This window comes from Pseudomonas sp. Pse79 (assembly GCF_024519615.1).
GTDB lineage: Bacteria > Pseudomonadota > Gammaproteobacteria > Pseudomonadales > Pseudomonadaceae > Aquipseudomonas > Aquipseudomonas veronii.
In genome coordinates this window covers 213,977-235,494 of the sequence record NZ_JALJRR010000007.1, presented here as the reverse complement: position 1 = coordinate 235,494, position 21,518 = coordinate 213,977, and the positions used below count along the sequence as shown (strand labels likewise).

General features: G+C 62.0%; 20 protein-coding genes. 11 read left to right on the top strand and 9 right to left on the bottom strand.

All coding sequences use genetic code 11. The features are described 5' to 3' along the window. The first annotated feature begins 6 nt into the window (after positions 1 to 6). A complete protein-coding gene (locus NR164_RS11960; RefSeq protein WP_046381534.1) occupies positions 7 to 1,794 on the top strand; it encodes a KinB sensor domain-containing domain in 1,788 nt (595 codons plus the stop codon). 3 nt (positions 1,795 to 1,797) lie between these two features. On the opposite strand, the gene NR164_RS11955 is transcribed toward NR164_RS11960, so the two are convergent. From NR164_RS11955 to NR164_RS11930, 6 genes are all read right to left on the bottom strand, one after another. Further along, positions 1,798 to 2,574 carry an N-acetylmuramoyl-L-alanine amidase gene (locus tag NR164_RS11955; protein ID WP_017849033.1) on the bottom strand — a complete coding sequence of 259 codons (777 nt, stop codon included), beginning with the start codon at positions 2,572 to 2,574 and terminating at the stop codon, positions 1,798 to 1,800. 88 nt (positions 2,575 to 2,662) lie between these two features. Then, a complete protein-coding gene (locus NR164_RS11950) occupies positions 2,663 to 4,756 on the bottom strand; it encodes a GGDEF domain-containing protein (protein ID WP_256822777.1) in 2,094 nt (697 codons plus the stop codon). Continuing rightward, a complete protein-coding gene (locus NR164_RS11945; protein ID WP_046381537.1) occupies positions 4,753 to 5,631 on the bottom strand; it encodes an endonuclease/exonuclease/phosphatase family protein in 879 nt (292 codons plus the stop codon). Before NR164_RS11945 ends, NR164_RS11950 begins: the two co-directional genes overlap by 4 nt. Before the next feature lie 10 nt (positions 5,632 to 5,641). After that, a complete protein-coding gene (gene dsbA / locus NR164_RS11940; protein ID WP_017849030.1) occupies positions 5,642 to 6,277 on the bottom strand; it encodes a thiol:disulfide interchange protein DsbA in 636 nt (211 codons plus the stop codon). Positions 6,278 to 6,444: 167 nt separating this feature from the next. Continuing rightward, the gene (locus NR164_RS11935) at positions 6,445 to 7,050 is read right to left on the bottom strand and encodes a cytochrome c (protein ID WP_017849029.1); all 606 of its coding nucleotides are present in this window, start codon (positions 7,048 to 7,050) and stop codon (positions 6,445 to 6,447) included. Positions 7,051 to 7,087: 37 nt separating this feature from the next. Further along, the gene (locus NR164_RS11930; RefSeq protein ID WP_017849028.1) at positions 7,088 to 7,387 is read right to left on the bottom strand and encodes a cytochrome c5 family protein; all 300 of its coding nucleotides are present in this window, start codon (positions 7,385 to 7,387) and stop codon (positions 7,088 to 7,090) included. A gap of 192 nt (positions 7,388 to 7,579) precedes the next feature. On the opposite strand from NR164_RS11930, the gene yihA reads away from it, so the two are divergent. Next, positions 7,580 to 8,221, top strand: coding sequence for a ribosome biogenesis GTP-binding protein YihA/YsxC (yihA, locus tag NR164_RS11925; RefSeq protein ID WP_017849027.1), 642 nt, complete (start codon positions 7,580 to 7,582; stop codon positions 8,219 to 8,221). Between the two features lie 269 nt (positions 8,222 to 8,490). On the opposite strand, the gene polA is transcribed toward yihA, so the two are convergent. After that, positions 8,491 to 11,265 carry a DNA polymerase I gene (polA, locus tag NR164_RS11920; protein WP_017849026.1) on the bottom strand — a complete coding sequence of 925 codons (2,775 nt, stop codon included), beginning with the start codon at positions 11,263 to 11,265 and terminating at the stop codon, positions 8,491 to 8,493. A 74-nt stretch (positions 11,266 to 11,339) separates the two neighbouring features. Between polA and NR164_RS11915 the strand changes: the two genes are divergently transcribed. Together NR164_RS11915 and NR164_RS11910 are read left to right on the top strand one after the other, a co-directional pair. Continuing rightward, positions 11,340 to 11,630 (top strand): DUF2782 domain-containing protein, encoded by a 291-nt coding sequence (locus NR164_RS11915; RefSeq protein ID WP_079442558.1) that lies wholly within the window; start codon positions 11,340 to 11,342, stop codon positions 11,628 to 11,630. 56 nt (positions 11,631 to 11,686) lie between these two features. Beyond that, a complete protein-coding gene (locus NR164_RS11910) occupies positions 11,687 to 12,640 on the top strand; it encodes a homoserine kinase (RefSeq protein WP_017849024.1) in 954 nt (317 codons plus the stop codon). Positions 12,641 to 12,691: 51 nt separating this feature from the next. Here the strand turns inward: NR164_RS11910 and NR164_RS11905 are convergent, their stop codons facing one another. Next, positions 12,692 to 13,621, bottom strand: a complete 930-nt coding sequence (locus NR164_RS11905) for a zinc ABC transporter substrate-binding protein (RefSeq protein ID WP_017849023.1) — start codon at positions 13,619 to 13,621, stop codon at positions 12,692 to 12,694. 58 nt (positions 13,622 to 13,679) lie between these two features. Between NR164_RS11905 and zur the strand changes: the two genes are divergently transcribed. From zur to NR164_RS11885, 4 genes are read left to right on the top strand one after another with little or no spacing between them, the layout of a single operon-like run. Further along, positions 13,680 to 14,162: a zinc uptake transcriptional repressor Zur gene (zur, locus tag NR164_RS11900; protein ID WP_026140288.1), complete on the top strand. Its 483-nt coding sequence runs from the start codon at positions 13,680 to 13,682 to the stop codon at positions 14,160 to 14,162. Beyond that, positions 14,162 to 14,947, top strand: a complete 786-nt coding sequence (gene znuC / locus NR164_RS11895) for a zinc ABC transporter ATP-binding protein ZnuC (RefSeq protein ID WP_017849021.1) — start codon at positions 14,162 to 14,164, stop codon at positions 14,945 to 14,947. The genes zur and znuC overlap by 1 nt, the downstream gene beginning before the upstream one ends. Continuing rightward, positions 14,940 to 15,728, top strand: coding sequence for a zinc ABC transporter permease subunit ZnuB (gene znuB / locus NR164_RS11890; RefSeq protein ID WP_017849020.1), 789 nt, complete (start codon positions 14,940 to 14,942; stop codon positions 15,726 to 15,728). The genes znuC and znuB overlap by 8 nt, the downstream gene beginning before the upstream one ends. Positions 15,729 to 15,765: 37 nt before the next feature. Further along, complete coding sequence (locus tag NR164_RS11885; RefSeq protein ID WP_017849019.1) at positions 15,766 to 16,485, top strand: PA5502 family lipoprotein; 720 nt, start codon at positions 15,766 to 15,768, stop codon at positions 16,483 to 16,485. Positions 16,486 to 16,587: 102 nt separating this feature from the next. On the opposite strand, the gene katE is transcribed toward NR164_RS11885, so the two are convergent. Then, positions 16,588 to 18,750, bottom strand: coding sequence for a catalase HPII (katE, locus tag NR164_RS11880; RefSeq protein ID WP_256822784.1), 2,163 nt, complete (start codon positions 18,748 to 18,750; stop codon positions 16,588 to 16,590). A 244-nt stretch (positions 18,751 to 18,994) separates the two neighbouring features. Here katE and NR164_RS11875 point away from each other — a divergent pair, with 244 nt between their 5' ends. Genes NR164_RS11875 through NR164_RS11865 form a run of 3 tightly spaced genes read left to right on the top strand, consistent with a single transcriptional unit; the run spans position 18,995 to position 21,498 of the window. Next, entirely contained in the window at positions 18,995 to 20,002 is a 1,008-nt protein-coding gene (locus tag NR164_RS11875; RefSeq protein ID WP_017849017.1) for a methionine ABC transporter ATP-binding protein, read from the top strand. Continuing rightward, entirely contained in the window at positions 20,002 to 20,676 is a 675-nt protein-coding gene (locus tag NR164_RS11870) for a methionine ABC transporter permease (protein WP_017849016.1), read from the top strand. Before NR164_RS11875 ends, NR164_RS11870 begins: the two co-directional genes overlap by 1 nt. Positions 20,677 to 20,727: 51 nt before the next feature. Then, entirely contained in the window at positions 20,728 to 21,498 is a 771-nt protein-coding gene (locus tag NR164_RS11865; protein WP_017849015.1) for a MetQ/NlpA family ABC transporter substrate-binding protein, read from the top strand. Positions 21,499 to 21,518: the final 20 nt, after the last annotated feature.

The following is a 21,518-nucleotide window of genomic DNA, read 5'->3' as shown; positions in this document are numbered from 1 at the left end:
CACCCTATGAAGTTAGCGATGACATTGCGCACTCGGTTATTCCTGAGTATCTCAGCGCTGATTACCGTCGCCCTGCTGGGGTTGATCCTGGGCCTGGTCAGCGTGATGCAGATGGCCAAGACCCAGGAGTCGTCGATCCGCAGCAACTTCATCACCCTCGACCTGGGACTCAAACTGCGCCAGAGCCTGGGCGATCAGTTGATGATGATGCTCGAACAGCGCCCCAATCCCGAGGCGCTGCAAGCGTCCGAACAGCGTTACTTCGAGCTGCTCGACCAAGGCATTGCGCATGAACAGCGCGACGGGAACAGCGGCGGTTTCAGCCGGGCCCGGGCCGACTATCAGCGCTTCCTGGCGGCTTTTGACGAGTCTCAACAAGCGTCCCCACCGCCCGGCAGCAAAGAGAAAATCACCGAAACCTTCAATGTCCTGCGCAACGGCCTGATCGCCGAGCACAAGCAGGCCTTGGAAAACATCAGCGCCAGCGAACATAAATCCCGCGAGCGCGCCTTGTTGATCGCCGGGCTGCTGGGGTTGGTTGGCCTCGCGGTGTTGATCATCGGTTTTGTTACCGCCCATGGCATCGCCCGACGGTTTGGCGGGCCGATCGAAGCACTGGCCAAGGCCGCCGACAAGATCGGGCAAGGCGATTTCGAAGTGACCCTGCCCATTTCTTCGGCAGCGGAAATGAACCAACTGACCCGGCGCTTCGGCATCATGGCCGAAGCCTTGCGCCAGCATCAGGCAACCAATATCGATGAGTTGCTCGCCGGCCAGCAGCGCCTGCAGGCGGTGCTCGACAGTATCGACGACGGCCTGTTGATGATTGACCGGCAAGGCCGCCTGGAGCACCTCAACCCAGTGGCACAGCGCCAGTTGGGCTGGGACGAGGAACGTCTCGGCCAGGGCCTGGGCGAGGCGCTGGGTCGCCCGGAAATGGACGATCAGTTGCAACTGGTGCTGCGCGGCGGCAGCCTGGAGCGCGCGCCGGACGACTTGGAAGTGGAAGTCGAGGGCGAACTGCGCCTGCTGACCTACAGCCTGACGCCGGTGAGCCACACCCAGGGGCATATCCTCGGTGCCGTGATGGTGCTGCATGACGTCACCGAACAGCGCGCCTTTGAACGGGTACGCAGCGAGTTCGTGTTGCGCGCCTCCCACGAACTGCGCACGCCGGTGACCGGTATGCACATGGCCTTCGGTTTGTTCCGCGAACGCGCGAAGTTTCCTGCGGAGTCCCGTGAAGCGGACCTGCTGGATACGGTCAATGAAGAAATGCAGCGCCTGATGCAGTTGATCAATGACCTGCTCAACTTTTCGCGCTACCAGAACGGCCTGCAGAAACTCACCCTGGCCCCGTGCGATGTCACCGACCTGCTGGAGCATGCACGGGCGCGCTTTGCCGAGCCGGCGAATGCACAACACATCGAACTGCTGGTAGAAGCCCAGCCCGACCTGCCTCGGCTGTATGCCGACCAGGCGCAACTGGAACGCGTGCTCGACAACCTGTTGGGCAACGCCCTGCGCCATACCGCCGAGGGCGGGCAGATCCGTCTGCAGGCACGGCGCCATGGCGAGCGGGTGATCATCAGCGTCGAGGACAACGGCGAAGGTATCGCCTATGGCCAACAAGGCCGCATCTTCGAACCCTTCGTGCAGGTGGGTCGCAAGAAAGGCGGCGCCGGCCTGGGGCTGGCGCTGTGCAAGGAGATCGTGCAACTGCACGGCGGCCGCATGGGCGTGTATTCGCGGCCGGGGCAGGGCACGCAGTTTTATATGGCGTTGCCGCTGTAGCGATTAACGCCGGTCGAGGGCACGCAGGATCGCGGCACTCTCGGCATCCGGCGTACCATCGAACAGCGCAGGGCGAAAGTGCATCTGGAACGCGGCGAGCACATGGCGCGTGGCGACGTCCAGCTCACCAGTCTGCGGCGTCTGGTAGCCCAGGTGCGCCAACGCTTCCTGGAACCAGGTGATGCTCGGCAGGTCCGTGGCGTACTGCGCCTGGAAGCGTGCCACCGCCTGCGCGTCGGGCCAGACGCCCAGGCCTTTCTCGGCCAGGCGCTTCCATGGGAACAACGGCCCCGGGTCCAGCTTGCGCAGCGGCGCGATGTCGCTGTGACCGATGATGTTTCTGGGGTCGATGCCGTTGCGCGTGCTGATGTCCTTGAGCAACACCTCCAGGGATTTCACCTGCGCTTCGGAATACGGGTACCACACGCGGCCCGTCGGCGTGTCGCGGAACCCCGGGTTGACGATCTCGATCCCGATGGAGCTGGAGTTCAGCCAGGTGCGGCCCATCCACTCGCTTTCCCCGGCATGCCAGGCGCGCTGGCTTTCATCCACCAGCTTGTAGATGGTGCCCGAAGCGTCGTCGCCGATCAGGTAATGGCTGCTGACCTGACCATGGGTCAGCAGCGCCAGGGAGCGTTCGAGGTTGGTCGAGGTGTAATGGACGACCACGAACTGCACGCGGTTGTCATGGTTGACCGAAGGGTGGCTGGTATCCAGGCGCGGGCCGCTGGCGCAGCCGCTGAGCAGGAGGAACACAAAGGCGAAGTACACGGATTTCATGGCGGATAACGTTACGCTGAAGACGATAATGCAACAGTGTAACGTACCGTTTGTGGCCCGAACGTCAAATTACAAAATGGAACATCTTTTAGGCCGCCTGCACCCGGTTACGTCCCGCTGCCTTGGCCCGGTACAACGCCTCGTCGGCGCGCTTGAGCGCCAGGTCGCTGCGCTCGCCGGGCTGGAACTGCGCCACGCCCATCGACACCGTGATCGTCACCGGCTCGCCCTTGAAGTGGAACGGGCAGACTTCAATCGCCGCGCGCAGCACTTCGCCAGCGCTCAGGGCATTCGCCAGGGGTGAGTCGGGCATCAGCAACACAAACTCTTCGCCGCCGAAGCGCGCAATGAAGTCGCCGGGGCGCAGGCGCTTGCGCAGCACGCTGGCGATGATTTTCAGCACTTTGTCCCCGGCCAGGTGCCCGTAACCGTCGTTGATACGCTTGAAGTGATCGAGGTCCAGCATCGCCAGCGACAGGCTGTTGCCGCGCTGATGCCAGAGGTTGACCTCATGGTCCAGACGCTCGCTCCACGCGGCACGGTTGGGCAAGCCGGTAAGCGGATCGACCAACGCTTTCTGGCGCTGCACTTCGAGGTGATCGCGATAACCCTGGGCCTCCTGCTCCATATTGGCGACGCGTTCGGCGAGCCCTTTCAAGCGCTCCGCCACTTCCTGCTCGCGCAGGTCACGCTGCTGCTGGTGCTGGTCCATGGTGCCGAGCAGGCCTTCAAGGTGGCTTTCCAATACCTGCTTGAGGCTGTCCAGGTCGGCGGCGCCCTGCACACTGCTTTGCAGGCCGTCGACCTGTTCGCGGATTTGCGTGTCCAGCTCACGGGCGGCCGAGCGACTGTCGGCATAGCCTTCGCTGGCCGTCTGCAGATGGCCCTGGAATGCTTCGAGGCGTTCGTTGAGCTGCTTGAGGTAGGCCTCGAACTCATGCTGGCCGCTGTCGGTGATCGCCAGCATCAGCGTGGCCAGGTCATCGAGGATCGGCAGCAGTTCGTACCAGTTCAAACCATGGGCCAGGCGCTCGCGCATGGCTTCGGCCTGGGGCCGGTGGCGCTCGGGCAGGGACAGGTCTTCCAGCAGGCCAAGCAAGGTGTCTTCAATGTGTTTGGCCACGGAGCTGTAGGACGGCTCCGGCGAATCGGGCAGGGCGTAGATTGCGTCCGCCAGCAGCTCGTCCGGGTCCGGCGCGTCCAGCACCGGCGGCAGTGACAGGCTGCCGATGACGGTTTGTTGCGGTGCATCGACCTGAACCGGTGGTGGTTCGATAAGCGCGGCGAGTGCACTTTCGGCGCCAGGTTCTGGCGCCGCTGCTGGAAGCGCGGCAGGCGCCGCCACTTCGACAGGCCGGGCGATCGGCACGGGCTGGGGCGCGGCTTCGGGGGCGACGACCGGGCTCACGACCTCGGCCACCGTGGCCACCGTGGCCGCCTTGGCTGCCGCCACCGGTTCCGGCGGTTCCGGCGGGGGCGGGGCCGAGCCTTGCGGCAACGGCGCGAACGCCCGCAGGGCCTGGGCCAACTCGTCGGACTGGGGCGGCGGTGCCGCCTCGGCGACGGGTTCGGGCACCGGCCTGGCGGCGGCGGGCGCAGAGGGCGCAGAAGGCGGCGGCGCGGGCTCGCCGGTCGGCGCCTCACTCGCAACTTCCTTGGCACCAAACAGACGCTGCAGCAGGCCGGGACCGGGGCGTGGGGTTTCGCCGTCCGGTTCCAGGTTATTCAACGCCTGCCCTTGCAGGTTGCTCAACTCACTGAGCAACAGCGGGATCTCGCGCGCCTGGCCCACGCGGCTATCCAGCTGCTTGGCGAAGGTTTTCAACGGGCGGGCCACCTCGCGGGGCAGCGGCAGTTTCTGCAACTGCGCAACCAGGGCCGTGAGCGCGCTGCTCATCTGGTCAATCCGGGTTTCGCGACGCTGCTCCGAATCCAGTACGGCTTTTTCCAGGCGCGGCAGCAATGCGGCGAGGGCGGCATCCATGTCGTCGCTGCGCACCACGTCGCGCATTTCCTTCATGCATTGATCGACCGCGCGGTCGGTGCCTTCAGCGGCCAACGTACTGCGCACCAAGCCTCGGCGCAGCAGGTCGAGGCGGGCGGCCCAGCGGCGTTCGAGTTTGTCTTGTTGATCGATGCTTTTAAGGTATTTCTCTTTCCAGCGCTGGGCTTCGTCGCTCATGCAAGGGGTCCGCGAGGGCCGGGGCTCAACGCGGGCAATGCATCCACCGTGAGCGAACCCGGCAGACGAATCTCTACCGCGACCGGCAGGTGATCGGAGATGGGCTGCGCCAGCACCTGCACACTTTCAAGCGTGAGGGTCGGACTGAGCAGGATGTGATCAAGACAGCGTTGCGGGCGCCAGCTGGGGAACGTGGCTTCGACTTGCGGCGCCAGCAACCCAAGGTCACGCAACGGGGAATTCTGCAGCAGGTCGATGGCATGGGTGTTCATGTCACCCATCAACACCTGATGCTTGTAGCCGCCAATCAACTCACGCACGTAGGCCAACTGCAGGTTGCGGGTCCGCCCCCCGAGCGCCAGGTGCATCATCACCACCACCAGGGCTTCCGAACCTTCGCCAAAACGCACGAGGATCGCGCCACGACCCTTGGGGCCCGGCAATGGGTGATCTTCGATGGCCGATGGTTTCAGGCGGCTGAGCACGCCGTTGCTGTGCTGCGCCAGACGCCCGAGGTTGCGATTGAGTTGCTGATACCAGTAGGGAAATGCACCCAACTGGGCCAGGTGTTCCACCTGGTTGATGTAGCCGGAGCGAATGCTGCCGCCGTCGGCTTCCTGCAGGGCGACCAGGTCGAAGTCGCCCAACAGGTCGCCGATCTTCTGCAGGTTGCCGGCCCGCCCGTTGTGGGGCAGCAAGTGCTGCCAGCCACGGGTGAGGTAGTGCCGGTACTTCTCGGTACTGATACCCACCTGGATATTGAAGCTGAGCAGCCGCAGGCGGCTGTCCGCCGGCAGGCCCGTGGATTCCAGGTGAGCTTCGTTGACCTGCGGGTCATGCAGACCGACAACGCGTTCGGTACCCCAGCGACGCATGGCAGGCCCCTTACTTGGCGGCGCGTTCTTTGGCGATCAACTGGTCGGCCACATTGAGGGTCGCTTCAGGACCGCCGGTGGTGCCCAGGTCGAAACGGTACTTGCCGTTGACGATCATGGTCGGAACGCCTTGCACGCCATAAGCCACGGCGAGTTTCTTGGCGGCTTCGATCTGGCCCTTGATAGCGAAGGAATTGAAGGTGGCCAGGAACTTGTCCTTGTCGACACCTTGGGTCGCGACGAAGTCAGCCATGTCCTCAGGCTTGGTCAGGCGCTTGCCTTGTTTCTGGATCGCCTCGAAGACAGCGTTGTGAACCTTGTGCTCGACACCCATGGCTTCCAGGGTCAGGAACAGTTGGCCGTGGGCATCCCATGGGCCGCCGAACATGGCAGGGATGCGTTTGAAGTTCACGTCCTTGGGCAGTTTCTCAACCCATGGGTTGATGGTTGGCTCGAAGGCGTAGCAATGCGGGCAGCCGTACCAGAACAGCTCCACCACTTCGATCTTGCCCGGCACCGAAACCGGCACTGGGTTGGCCAATTCCACGTAGGTTTTACCGGCTTCAAGCGGCACGTCGGCGGCTTGTGCGGTCATGCCGAAGAGGCTGGCGGTGACGAGAGCGGCGCTGAGGATCAGATTACGCATGCTTTACTCCTGGACAAATAAAGTCGCCTCACGCGACCTTTGTTGTGACAGGTCTGCGCGGGCATGAGTTCGTTAGTGTAACGGCACCGGCCACAAAAAAGGGCGGCCTAGGCCACCCTTTTTATGCTTGCATCAACGGATTAATCGAGCGTTAACGCAGCCCTCGATCAGTGCAGACCCTGAATGTATTGGGAAACCGCTTCGATGTCCTTGTTGCTCAGCTTGGCGGCAATGCTCTGCATGATTTTGGTATCGCCGTCGTTGGTACGATTGCCTTCACGGAAGTCCGTCAGTTGCTTGGCGACGTACTGCGCATGCTGGCCACCCACATGCGGGAAGCCCGCAGCGGCGTTGCCCACGCCGTTAGGCGAGTGGCAACCGATGCAGGAAGGCATGCCTTTGTCGAGGTTGCCGCCACGGAACAGCTCTTCGCCACGGGCCACTTGCTTCGGATCAGCAGCTCCCACACTGCCTTTCTGGCTGGAAAAATAGGCCGCGATATCGGCCAGGTCCTGATCGCTGAGGTTGGTCAGCAAGCCGGTCATTTCCAGGACCGTGCGCTTGCCGTCCTTGATGTCGTGCATCTGCTTGGTCAGGTAACGCTCACCCTGGCCGGCCAGTTTAGGGAAGTTCGGCGCCGGGCTATTACCATCCGGTCCATGGCAAGCACCACACACGGCGGCTTTCGCCTGACCCGCAGCAGCGTCGCCTGCAGCATGGGCAACACCGGTGATGCCCAAGGTCAACAGCAGACTCACGATCAGTTTGTTCATCAGCTAATCCAACTACGGCTAAGGGTTTAAGAGTTATCTAACCGGGTTTACTCACCATCCACTCAATGATGGCCTGGTAATCCTCGGTACTGCAGTCCATGCACAAACCACGCGGCGGCATTGCCTTGAAACCCTGGGTCACGTGTTGCACCAGCGTGTCCATGCCTTGCGCCAGTCTGGGCGCCCAGGCTGCCTGGTCACCCCGCTTCGGGGCGTTCGGCAGTTGGCCGGCATGGCAAGCCACGCAAACTCGGTTGTACACCGCTTCCGGTTCCTGTGTAGCCTGAGCGCCGTAAAGCGGCATCAAGACACCGACAGCAAGCAACCATCTGGTCATACATCGACCTTTTCAGGGTTTGGGAGCGTTTTGCGTTCTAATGCGCAATAAAGGTCTATCGCTCCCGTGAACTTCATCCTTCGCTGGGACAAAGCACACACAAAATCTGCGGCATTATATACTGGCGCTACTGAAACGGAAACGACACCGCTTGCCGCACCCTTTTTCGGCACCGCCCATATCGGAAATCTCATGCAACTCAAGAACCCCATCCTCGGCCTGTGCCAACAGTCCACCTTCATGCTCAGCGCCGCCAAAGTGGACCAATGCCCCGATGACGAGGGCTTTGAAGTCGCCTTTGCCGGCCGTTCCAACGCGGGCAAATCCAGCGCCCTGAACACCTTGACCCATGCCAGCCTGGCGCGCACCTCGAAAACCCCGGGCCGCACGCAGTTGCTCAACTTCTTCAAGCTAGACGATGATCGGCGTCTGGTCGACCTTCCGGGCTACGGTTATGCAAAAGTACCTATCCCGCTGAAGCTGCACTGGCAGCGTCACCTCGAGGCTTACCTGGGTGGCCGGGAGAGTTTGAAGGGCTTGATCCTGATGATGGACATCCGTCATCCAATGACCGACTTCGACCTGCTGATGCTCGACTGGGCAGTCGCCAGCGGCATGCCGATGCATATCCTGCTGACCAAAGCCGACAAACTGACCTATGGCGCCGCCAAGAACACGCTGTTGAAGGTGCAGGCGGAAATCCGCAAAGGTTGGGGTGACACCATCACCATCCAGCTGTTCTCGGCGCCAAAGCGCCTGGGCCTGGAAGAAGCCTACACCGTGCTGGCCGACTGGATGGAATTGGCCGACAAGGGCGCAGAAACCGCGGAGTGACTTTTGCGCAGGCAAAAAAAACCCCGGACTTCGTATGGGGAGGGGAAGTTCGGGGTTCAAGCTCCGGACCGCTAGGGCGGGGTCCAGATATCTGCCAACACTTAACACAACATAGGAGCATTGAAGGGCTTCACCACCCATTCAGTAACTCTGAGTGGCATTTCATGAGTTAAGTTCCGGCAGGTACAAAAAACTATTTGCAATAAGCGACGGCGTTTTCGGGTCTAAAGCGTTCTGCCACCACCCTCGGCGGTGGCAGAACCGCGCTATCAGTGCGCTTCGTCCCAGTTATCACCCACGCCCACTTCCACCAGCAACGGCACATCCAGCGTCGCCGCGTGGCTCATGTGCTGGCGGATCTCGTCACGCACTTGATCGACCAGATCCTCGCGAACCTCCAGCACCAGTTCATCGTGTACCTGCAGGATGACTTTGGCATCCAGGCCTGACGCGGTCAGCCAGTTATCCACCGCCACCATGGCTTTCTTGATGATATCCGCCGCCGTGCCCTGCATCGGCGCGTTGATCGCCGTGCGCTCGGCGCCTTTGCGCAGCGCCGGGTTCTTCGCGTTGATGTCCGGCAGGTACAGGCGGCGACCGAAGATCGTCTCGACATAACCCTGCTCGGCCGCCTGGGCGCGGGTGCGCTCCATATAGGCCAGCACGCCCGGATAGCGGGCGAAATAACGGTCGATATAGGCCTGGGACTGTTTACGATCGACACCGATCTGCTTGGCCAGGCCAAACGCGCTCATGCCGTAGATCAGGCCGAAGTTGATCGCCTTGGCGCTGCGACGCTGGTCGGTGGTGACCGCGCCCAGCTCCACGCCAAATACTTCGGCGGCGGTGGCCTTGTGTACGTCCAGGTCATTGCGGAAGGCGTGCAGCAAGCCTTCGTCCTTGGCCAGGTGCGCCATGATCCGCAGCTCGATCTGCGAGTAGTCCGCCGCCAGCAGCTTGTAGCCTTTTGGCGCGACGAACGCCTGACGAATCCGCCGGCCTTCAGCGGTGCGGATCGGAATGTTCTGCAGGTTCGGATCACTCGACGACAAACGCCCGGTGGCCGCCACCGCCTGGTGATACGAGGTATGGATGCGCCCAGTGCGCGGGTTGATCTGCTCAGGCAAGCGGTCGGTGTAGGTGCTTTTCAGCTTGCTCATGGAGCGGTACTGCATCAGCACCTTGGGCAGCGGGAAATCCTGCTCGGCCAGTTCGGCAAGCACCGCTTCGGCGGTCGACGCCTGGCCCTTGGCGGTCTTGCTGAGAACCGGGTGGCCGAGTTTTTCGTAGAGGATCGCGCCCAATTGCTTGGGCGAGCCGAGGTTGAATTCCTCACCGGCGATGGCAAATGCCTCACGCTCCAGCTCGACCATCTTCTCGCCCAGCTCAACGCTCTGCACGCCGAGCAACTTGGCATCCACCAGTGCGCCCTGGCGCTCGATACGCGCCAGTACCGGCACCAGCGGCATCTCGATATCGGTCAGCACGCTGACCAGGCTGGGGATCGCCTGGAGTTTTTCGAACAAGGTCTGGTGCAGGCGCAGGGTGACGTCGGCATCTTCAGCCGCGTAAGGGCCGGCCTGTTCGAGGGAGATCTGGTCAAAGGTCAGCTGTTTGGCGCCTTTACCCGCAATATCCTGGAAGCTCACCGTGGTGTGACCCAGGTATTTCTGAGCCAGGCTGTCCATGTCATGCCGTGTGGCGGTGGAGTCGAGGACGTAGGATTCGAGCATGGTGTCGTAGGCAATGCCCTGCACCGTGATGCCACAATTCTGATCGCCACCGATGGCACAGTTGGCGAGGATATTCATATCGAACTTGGCGTGCTGGCCCACCTTGAGCTTGCTCGGGTCTTCGAGGATCGGCTTGAGCGCGCGCAGCACCGTGTCGCGGTCCAGCTGCTCCGGCACGCCCATGTAGGAATGGGTCAGCGGGATGTAGGCCGCTTCGTAGGGCTGCACCGCGAACGACAACCCAACCAGCTGCGCTTGCTGCGCATCGATGCCGGTGGTCTCGGTATCGAAGGCGAACAGCTTGGCCTCGCCGAGCTTCTTCAGCCACACATCGAAACGCGCCTGATCGAGGATGGTCTCGTACTTGAGCTCGGTGCTGACGACCGGCGCATTCTCGGCGACCGGAGCCGCCACCTCCAAGCCGGTGCGCTTGGCGTCGCGCTGCACTTCCTCGAACCAGCTTTTGAACTCCAGGAGGGTGTACAGCTCCAGGAGTTTTTCGCGATCCGGCTCGATCAGGTGCAGATCATCCAGGCCCACGTCCAGCGGCACGTCGATCTTGATCGTCGCCAGTTGATAGGAGAGGAAGGCCATGTCCTTATGCTCTTGCAGCTTGGCCGGCAGGGTCTTGGCCCCACGGATAGGCAGGCTCGGCACAATATCCAGATTTTCATACAGCTCTTTCAGGCCGCCATTGACGCCCACCAGCAAGCCAGAAGCGGTCTTCGGACCAATGCCCGGAACGCCAGGAATGTTGTCGGACGAATCGCCCATCAACGCCAGATAGTCGATAATCTGCTCCGGAGCGACGCCAAATTTCTCCTTTACGCCCTCCACATCCATGGCGCTACCGGTCATGGTGTTGACCAAGGTAATGTGCCCGTCCACCAGCTGCGCCATGTCTTTGTCGCCGGTCGAGATCACCACCGGGCGGTCCGCGGCTGCGCTGCTGCGGGCCAGGGTGCCGATCACGTCATCGGCTTCGACGCCTTCGACGCACAACAGCGGGAAACCCAGGGCGATCACGCTCTGGTGCAGGGGCTCGATCTGCAGGCGCATGTCGTCGGGCATGCTTGGGCGGTTGGCCTTGTATTCGGCGTACATTTCGTCGCGAAAGGTCCCACCCTTGGCGTCGAACACGACCGCGAACGGGCTGTCCGGGTACTGCTTGCGCAGGCTCTTGAGCATGTTCAACACGCCCTTGACCGCACCGGTCGGCAGGCCTTTGGAAGTGGTCAGCGGTGGCAGCGCGTGGAAGGCGCGGTACAGATATGAAGAACCGTCCACCAGGACGAGGGGGGCTTGGCTCATGAGCAGGATCAACCTTTTCGGCGGGTCAGGCGCTAGAATAGCCGGACCACAGACAACAAAGGGACAAGGTTATCATGCGCTCATTCAATCGCCTGCTGTTGACCGGCTTGTTTGCATTCGCTCCGATGGTTGCCATGGCGGCAGACAGTGCACCTCCGGGTGATCCGGAAGTTACCATTCGCACAGAGGGCGACAGAACCATTCAGGAGTACCGTCAAAACGGTTTCCTGTACGCAATCAAGATAACGAAGAAAGGCTTCCCACCGTATTTCCTGGTGCGCGCAGACGGATCCGATGGGAACTACATCCGCTCTGACCAACCGGATATGCTGATCCCGTCATGGAAGATCTTCGAATGGAAATGATTTCTTAACTTCAATTGGCGCCGCACACCGCGGCGCCCGTACTGGCAGTTTTAACCATGTCTGTGTTCACCCCCCTGGCTCGGCCCGAGCTGGAAACCTTTCTTGCCCCTTACGGGCTCGGCCGCCTGCTTGATTTCCAGGGGATCGCCGCGGGTAGCGAAAACACCAATTTCTTCATCAGCCTGGAACAGGGTGAGTTCGTCCTGACCCTGGTCGAGCGCGGCCCGGTGCAGGAAATGCCGTTCTTCATCGAACTGCTCGACGTGCTCCACGACGCCGACTTGCCGGTGCCTTACGCCCTGCGCACCACCGACGGCGTGGCCCTGCGCGAATTGGCCGGCAAACCGGCGCTGCTGCAACCGCGCCTGGCCGGCAAGCACATCAAGGACGCCAATGCCCAGCACTGCGCCCAGGTCGGCGACCTGCTTGGCCATCTGCACCTGGCGACCCAGGGCGACAAGGTGCTGGAGCGCAAGACCGATCGCGGGCTGGACTGGATGCTCAGCGAAGGCGCGCAGTTGATTTCGCACCTGGACGCAGCGCCGCAACGCCTGCTGCGCGACGCACTGGATGAGATCGAGGCCCACAAGGCGCAGATCCTCGCCCTGCCGCGCGCGAATATTCATGCGGATCTGTTTCGCGACAACGCGATGTTCGAAGGCACGCACCTGACGGGCTTGATCGACTTTTACAACGCCTGCTCGGGCCCGATGCTGTACGACGTGGCGATCGCCCTGAATGACTGGTGCTCGGACGCCGACGGCGTACTCGACGGCCAGCGCGCCCGCGCACTGCTCGGGGCTTATGCGGGGTTGCGCCCGTTTACCGCGAAAGAAGCCGAGTTGTGGCCGACGATGTTGCGCGTGGCGTGCGTGCGGTTCTGGTTGTCACGCCTGATCGCGGCGGAGTCGTTTGCCGGACAGGATGTGTTGATTCATGACCCGGCGGAGTTCGAGCATCGGCTGGCGCAGCGCCAGCAGGTCGCGATCCAGCTGCCGTTCGCGCTCTAAAATGCGGGAGGGAGCTTCTTGCTCCCTCCTACAGACGTTATGCCTGGGCTTTCAGAGCGACTCCAGGCAGCCCGCCAAGTCATTGCCCAGCTTGTCCAGCACCTGTTCGTAACCTTGAGCGGAAGCCGGGGTGTACCCGCCCAACGCATCCAGCTCCGCCAATTTCACCGGCAAACCGGCCACCAGCGTTTCCGCCAGGCGCGGACGCAGCGGCGGCTCACTGAACACGCAGGTCTTGCCGACTTCCTGCAAACGTGTACGCATCGCCGCCACATGCTGGGCACCGGGCTGCACTTCGGCGGCCACGCTGAACACACCGGCGTGCTTGAGGCCGTAGGCCTCTTCGAAATAATCAAAGGCTTCGTGGAACACAAAGTAAGGCTTGTCGTGGATGCCGGCCATCCGCGCTTTCAAGCGTGCGTCCAACGCATCCAGTCGGCTCACGAACGCCTTCACGTTGAGCTGGTAGCGCTCGGCATTGGCCGGGTCCGCGGCGCTGAGGTCGGCGCCCATGCGTGCGGCAATCACCCGGGCGTTGAGCGTCGACAACCACAGATGTGCATCCAAAGTGCCTGGGCGATGATCGTGGTCATGTTCGTCGGCATCGTCGGCGTGGGAATGGCTATCTTCGGCGAAACGACGGAGTTTCATGCCCGGAAGATCCTGCACGGCCACCGTCGGCAGGCTGCGCCCCTTGAGGACGCGGGGCAGGAAGCCTTCCATGTCCGGGCCGATCCAATACAGCAGGTCTACCGACTGCACGCGCCGCACGTCGGATGGGCGCAACGCATAGTTATGCGGCGAGGCCCCCGGCGGCAACAACACCTCGGGAACCGCCACGCCGTCCTGCACCGCCGCGGCAATCAACTGCAGCGGCTTGATGCTGGTCAGCACCTTGACCTCCGCCTGAGCGGCACCCGCGGTGAGCAAACTGGCGACAAATACGACAAAAACGGGAAAAAGTCGGGACACGATGACCACTCAATGGCGTAGGAACGGGTAACATAATAACGTCTCTATCAAATATCTGTCGCCGCTCATGCCTATAACACCGCTTGCCAGCCGTCCCCACGACCACTCTCACTGCGTGCATACCGCGCTGTCGGAGGCCGACACCCTCTGCGCACGGCAGGGTCTGCGCCTGACCGCCCTGCGTCGGCGCGTGCTGGAACTGGTCTGGCAGAGCCACAAGCCGCTGGGCGCCTACGACATCCTCGGCGTGCTCAGCGAGCAGGACGGTCGCCGCGCCGCGCCGCCCACGGTGTACCGCGCGCTGGATTTCCTGCTGGACAACGGCCTGGTACACCGCATCGCGTCACTCAACGCCTTCGTCGGCTGCAACCACCCGGAACACGCGCACCAGGGGCAGTTCCTGATCTGTCGCAAGTGCCACGCCGCCATTGAGCTTGAGCAAAGCAGCATCAGCGACGCCATCATCCAGAGCGCCGCCGACGTCGGCTTCAAGGTGGAAGGGCAAACCGTCGAAGTCGTCGGGCTCTGCGCCGGTTGCCAGGGGGCTTGATGAGCAACGCGTTAATCCGCCTGGAGCAGGTCGGGGTCACGTTCGCCGGGCAAAACGTGCTGGATAACATCGCGCTGAGCGTCGAACCGGGGCAGATCGTCACGCTGATCGGCCCCAATGGCGCCGGCAAGACCACCCTGGTGCGCGCCGTACTCGGCCTGCTCAAGCCCGACACCGGCAGTGTGTGGCGCAAGCCCAAGCTGCGTGTCGGTTATATGCCGCAAAAACTCTTCGTGGACCCGACGCTGCCCTTGTCGGTGCTGCGCTTCCTGCGCCTGGTGCCGGGCGTGGACCGCGCCCGCGCGCAAGCCGCGCTCAAGGAGGTCGGTGCCGAACAGGTCATCGACAGCCCGGTGCAAAGCATCTCCGGCGGTGAAATGCAGCGCGTGTTGCTGGCCCGCGCCCTGTTGCGCGAGCCGGAACTGCTGGTGCTCGACGAACCGGTGCAGGGCGTCGACGTCGCCGGCCAGGCCGAGTTGTACAGCTTGATCACCCGCCTGCGCGACCGCCTTGGCTGCGGCGTGCTGATGGTCTCCCACGACCTGCACCTGGTGATGAGCACCACCGACCAAGTGGTGTGCCTCAACCGCCACGTGTGCTGCTCCGGCCATCCGGAGCAAGTCAGCGGCGACCCGGCGTTCGTCGAGCTGTTCGGCAAGAACGCGCAGAGCCTGGCGATTTATCACCACCATCACGATCACGCCCATGACCTGCATGGCGCCGTGGTCGACGATCCCGCCACACCCCACACTCACGTTCATGGAGATAGCTGCAAGCATGGCTGATTTTCTGCTCTACGCCCTGCTGGCAGGCTTGGCTCTGGCGCTGGTGGCGGGCCCGCTGGGCTCGTTCGTGGTCTGGCGGCGCATGGCCTATTTCGGCGACACCTTGTCCCACGCCGCATTGCTGGGCGTGGCCCTGGGCTTTCTGCTGGATGTGAGCCCGGCCATCGCCGTGACCGTCGGCTGCCTGCTGCTGGCGGTGCTGCTGGTGACCCTGCAACAGCGCCAGCCGCTGGCCTCCGACACGTTGCTGGGCATCCTGGCGCCCAGCACTCTGTCCCTGGGCCTGGTGGTGCTGAGCTTCATGCATGAAGTACGCATCGACCTGATGGCTTACCTGTTCGGCGACCTGCTGGCGATCAGCCCCACGGACCTTGCGTGGATTCTCGGCGGCAGCGCTGCCGTGCTGGTGCTGCTGGTGACGCTGTGGCGCCCGCTGCTGGCAATCACCGTGCATGAAGAACTGGCCACGGTGGAAGGCTTGCCCGTGCCCGCGCTGCGCATGACCTTGATGTTGTTGATCGCCGTGGTGATCGCTGTCGCGATGAAGATTGTCGGCGTATTGTTGATCACGTCACTGCTGATCATTCCCGCAGCCGCCGCCCAGCGCCACGCCCGCTCGCCGGAACAGATGGCGATCGGCGCCAGCGTACTGGGGATGCTGGCAGTGTGTGGGGGCCTGGCGCTGTCCTGGTTCAAGGACACGCCGGCAGGGCCGTCGATTGTGGTCACGGCGGCCGCCCTGTTTCTGCTGAGTTTTGTCCTGCCCCGTCGAGGGGTGTAGACTTGCTCGCTTTTTGCGCAAATAGAGAGTCGCAGGAATGAAGCCGTTCACCTCCCGTTATCTGCTCCTTGCCGCATTTTCCCTGCTGCTGGGCGCTTGTCAAAGTACCCCGCCCGCCGCCCCCGAGGCCCCGGACGCACGCGCTGTCGCCATCGCGCAACTGGAGCAAAACCTGGCCAGCAGCGAGCTGGCCACCGCCGAAGACCAACTGGCCGCGCTGCAGGCCCAGTCGCCCAACGATCCGGCGCTCGAGGCTTACCAGCGTCAACTGGCCGAGGCCTACCTGCAACGCAGTCAGATCGTGTTGCAAAAAGGTGATGTCAACGCCGCCGCTACCGCCCTCAGCCGCGCCCGCGCATTGATGCCCAAGGCTCCGGCGCTGACCGGTGGCGTCAACAGCGCCATCACCCACGCGCGCAAAGCCGAGCTGGACAAAGCCGAGGCCGCCCTCAAGGCCGCCGAAACCAAGCCCGTCGCCAAGGTCATCGACCCGGCCGCGCAGAGCACCACCGTGGCGCTGAACCTCACAGACATCGAAGAGCTGCGCCATCAGTTGGATGCCATCGCCACCGACGTGGTGAATTACCAGTGCGATGTGACCATCCAGGCACCGCGCACCCAGGATTACCCGTGGCTGGCGACCTTGCTGAGCAAACGGGTCAAGCGCATTGATTCGGGCTACGACCTGACGATTCACCGGCAGATCCTGAAGACTATTCCGGCGCAGGTTGTGCTGATTCCGCGTAAGGCGGAATAAAGCCATCGGGGGCAAGCCCCCTCCCACATTTTGAACGGTGAATACATTCAAAGTGTGGGAGGGGGCTTGCCCCCGATGGCGATCTAACCAACAACAGATGACTTAAGCCGGAACCGCCTTGGCCTTCGGCTCACGATCCCAGACCCGATGCTGGGCAATCGCTTTAAAGAACGCCTTGAACGCCTTGGCATCCGCCCCCACGATCAACCCCGCATCCGCCTCGAGCTTGAGCAGGTCGAGCAAGGGCTGCGCGTCACTGGCCACGGCAATCGCCTTCAGGTGCTTGTAGGCCTCCAGCAGGTAGTGCAACGCCACACCGTCCCCACTCAACGCCTTGATCGACGCCTTACCGCCGGGCACGAACACCGCATCAAACGCAATCGAGGGCAGGCCTGCCATCGACGCATCCACCGCCAGATGCTTGCCATCGGCCGTGGTGACCGGCGCCGAGGTCGGCCCGAGCAACTTGGCGTGTGCGCCCTCGGCTTGCAGCGCTTTCTTCAATGCGGCAATTGCCGCGCCGTCGACACCATCGGCCGCCAGAATCGCCACTTTGCGCGTTTTGATATCGCCCGACAGCAGGTTCACCTGGCTCAACGCCGGCGACGCTTTCACCGACGCCTTGCACGGCGGCACCGTGCCTTTGGTCGGTGCGGGCAGACCCAGGTTCTGTGCAACGCGCCTGGCCAGTTCCAGGTCGATGTTGGCCAGAATCTCATTGACCTGACGGGCACGGATAACCTCGCGCTCCACCTTGCCCAACTCAAAACTGTAGGCCGCGATGATGTGCTCTTTCTCATGGTGGCTCATGCTGTTAAAAAACAGCGTGGCCTGGGAGAAGTGATCGCCAAACGACTCACTGCGCTCGCGCACCTTGTTGGCATCGACGCGCTCGTAATAGGTTTCGAAACCACCCTCCTGAGCCGCGGGCGGCGTTTCTTTCGGCCAACCGCCATCGATCGAATTCGGCTCATACGCAGCCCGGCCCTTATCGATCACAGTGCGATGCTGGGCATCCCGCTGACCATTATGGAAAGGTACTACAGGCCGATTGATCGGCAGCTCATGAAAGTTCGGCCCACCGAGTCGGCTGATCTGGGTATCCGTGTAGGAAAACAGGCGGCCTTGCAGCAGCGGGTCGTTGGTGAAGTCGATACCCGGCACGATATGGCCAGGGCAAAAGGCGACTTGCTCGACTTCGGCAAAGAAGTTGTCGGGGTTGCGGTTAAGCACCATCTTGCCCAGCGGCGTAATCGGCACCAACTCTTCGGGGATGATCTTGGTCGGATCGAGCAGGTCGAAGTCGAACTTATGCTCGTCTTCTTGCGCAACGATCTGTACACCCAACTCCCACTCAGGGTAGTCACCGCCCTCAATCGCTTCCCACAGGTCGCGACGGTGGTAATCGGTATCTTTACCGGCAAGCTTTTGCGCTTCGTCCCACACCAGGGAACAGGTGCCGACTGTTGGATGCCAGTGGAATTTCACGAAGCTCGATTTACCTTCGGTATTGATCAAGCGAAAGGTGTGAATACCGAACCCCTGCATGGCACGCAGGCTTTTCGGAATAGCCCGGTCAGACATAGCCCAGATCACCATGTGCGCCGATTCCGGCTGCAGCGAGACAAAATCCCAGAACGTATCGTGGGCCGAGCCTCCGGTAGGCATTTCATTGTGCGGCTCAGGCTTTACCGCATGCACAAAGTCAGGAAACTTGATCGCATCCTGAATGAAAAATACCGGCATGTTGTTGCCCACCAGGTCGAAGTTGCCTTCCTCAGTGAAGAACTTCACGGCAAAACCGCGCACGTCGCGCACCGTATCGCCCGAACCACGCGGGCCTTGCACGGTGGAAAAACGCACGAACACCGGGGTTTTATGCTCGGGGTTACGCAGGAAACCGGCCTTGCTCAGCGCCGAATGGTTCTCATAGGTCTGAAAATAGCCATGCGCGCCCGTACCGCGCGCATGCACGATGCGCTCCGGGATACGTTCATGGTCAAAATGCGTGATTTTTTCACGCATGATGAAGTCTTCCAGCAGCGAGGGGCCGCGGGCACCGACTTTCAAGGTGTTCTGGTTATCGGAAATCTTCACGCCTTGGTTGGTACGCAGCGCCTGGCCGGTCGCGTCGCTACGGAATGCCTCCAGGGCCTGCAGCTTGGCGTTGGTGTTGCCACGGTCCAGGGTATCGGTGCCCGCCAGTTCACTCTTCGGCGGGATGGCTGGCTTGTGGGTACTCATCAGACAAAACTCCTTATTCAAAGTAGCCAGAGCGGTCCCCGGCTCGTTTGAGCAAAACCCCAGGCACGGCACCCGGGAAATCGAGTTGCTGAAGTAGTGACTGACACGAATTTGCACCGTTCCTTTTTTATGACCTTTGATCGCGTTATTGCCAAATCACTGGTTGAATGCGAAATAAATGCTAAGAACCGCTATACGGACAGGCTAAAATGCGCGCCCGGCTAACCGCTGATCCCTTTTCCATGCGCCCCACAAGGTTCGCTACGTGATCGAGTTTCATAACGTCCATAAAACCTACCGCGTCGCCGGTAAGGAAATCCCCGCGCTTCACCCCACCAACCTGCGCGTCGAGAACGGCCAGGTGTTTGGTCTGATTGGCCACTCCGGTGCGGGAAAAAGTACCTTGTTGCGCCTGATCAATCGCCTCGAGCAACCCAGCGGCGGCCAGATCAACGTCGATGGCGAAGAAGTCACGGCCCTGGATGCCAACGGCCTGCGCCGTTTCCGTCAGCAGGTCGGGATGATTTTCCAGCACTTCAACCTGCTGGCCTCCAAGACCGTCGCCGACAACGTGGCGCTGCCGCTGACACTGGCGGGCGAATTGTCGCGCAAGGCCATCGACCAGCGCGTCGCCGAACTGCTGGCGCGCGTCGGCCTGTCGGACCACGCCAAGAAGTACCCGGCGCAACTGTCCGGCGGCCAGAAGCAGCGCGTCGGCATTGCCCGCGCCCTGGCGACCAAGCCGAAAATCCTGCTGTGCGACGAAGCCACCAGCGCCCTTGACCCGCAGACCACCGCCTCGGTGTTGCAACTGCTGGCCGAGATCAACCGCGAGTTGAAGCTCACCATCGTACTGATCACCCACGAAATGGACGTGATCCGCCGCGTATGCGACCAGGTGGCCGTGATGGATGCCGGCGTGATCGTCGAGCAAGGCTCGGTGGCCGACGTGTTCCTGCACCCCAAGCACCCGACCACCAAGCGCTTTGTCCAGGAAGCCGATCAGGTCGACGAAAGCGAGCAGCGCGATGACTTCGCCCATGTACCGGGTCGCATCGTGCGCCTGACGTTCCAGGGCGAAGCGACCTACGCACCACTGCTGGGTAACATCGCCCGCGAAACGGGTGTGGACTACAGCATCCTCGCCGGGCGTATCGACCGCATAAAAGACATCCCCTACGGGCAACTGACCCTCGCCATCACCGGCGGTGACATGGAAGCGGCCTTTGCCCGCTTCACCGCCGCCGACGTCCACATGGAGGTGCTGCGCTAATGGAAGTCCTGATGAGTTTCTTCGCCAATATCGACTGGTCCGAAATCTGGCTCGCCACAGGCGACACCATGACCATGCTGTTCGGTTCGCTGTTCTTCACCGTGCTGCTCGGCTTGCCCTTGGGCGTGCTGCTGTTTCTGTGCAGCCCGCGCCAGCTGTTCGAGCAAAAAGGCCTGTACGCGTTGCTGTCGCTGAGCGTGAACATCCTGCGCTCGCTGCCGTTCATCATCCTGTTGATCGTGATGATCCCGTTCACCGTGCTGATCACCGGCACTTCGCTGGGTGTGGCCGGTGCGATTCCGCCGCTGGTCGTGGGCGCAACGCCGTTCTTTGCGCGCCTGGTGGAGACCGCGCTGCGTGAAGTGGACCGCGGCATCATCGAAGCCACCCAGTCCATGGGGGCCAGCACGCGCCAGATCATCACCCATGCTTTATTGCCTGAAGCTCGCCCCGGCATTTTCGCGGCGATTACGGTGACGGCGATTACACTGGTGTCCTACACCGCCATGGCCGGCGTCGTCGGTGCCGGCGGCCTGGGCGACCTGGCCATCCGTTTCGGCTACCAGCGCTTCCAGACCGATGTGATGGTCGTCACGGTGGTGCTGTTGTTGATCCTGGTGCAAATTCTGCAAACCGTCGGCGACAAGCTGGTGGTGCATTTTTCTCGAAAATAACGACTATTGCCGGCTATACGCCGATAAATGCCCGAACAAGGAGCTTGCTGGATGAAAAAACTACTGGTTGCTTTCGCCGCCGTCGCCGCGTTTTCGGCCCACGCCGAGACCATCACGGTTGCCGCCTCGCCGGTGCCCCACGCGGAAATCCTCGAATTCGTGAAGCCGGCACTCGCCAAAGAGGGCGTGGACTTGCAGGTCAAAGTCTTCACCGACTACGTGCAGCCCAACGTACAAGTGGCCGAAAAGCGCCTGGACGCCAACTTCTTCCAGCACCAGCCGTACCTGGATGAGTTCAACAAAGCCAAGGGCACGCACCTGGTGAGCGTCGGCGCGGTCCACCTCGAACCCCTGGGCGCTTACTCCAGCAAGTACAAGACCCTGGCCGACCTGCCTGACGGCGCCAACGTCGTGATCCCGAACGACGCCACCAACGGCGGCCGTGCGCTGTTGCTGCTGGCCAAGCACAACCTGATCACCCTGAAGGACCCGACCAACATCCTGTCGACCATCAAGGACATCACCGCCAACCCGAAAAAACTCAAGTTCCGCGAACTGGAAGCCGCCACGTTGCCGCGCGTGCTGACCCAGGTCGACCTGGCGCTGATCAACACCAACTACGCGCTGGAAGCCAAACTGGACCCGTCCAAGGACGCTCTGGTCATCGAAGGCAGTGACTCGCCTTACGTGAACATCCTGGTGACCCGCGAAGACAACAAAGACTCGGACGCCGTGAAGAAGCTGGTCGCAGCCCTGCACACGCCTGAAGTGAAGAAGTTCATCGAAGAGAAGTACAAAGGCGCGATCAAGCCGGCGTTCTGATCCGACTCGCTCCCCAACAC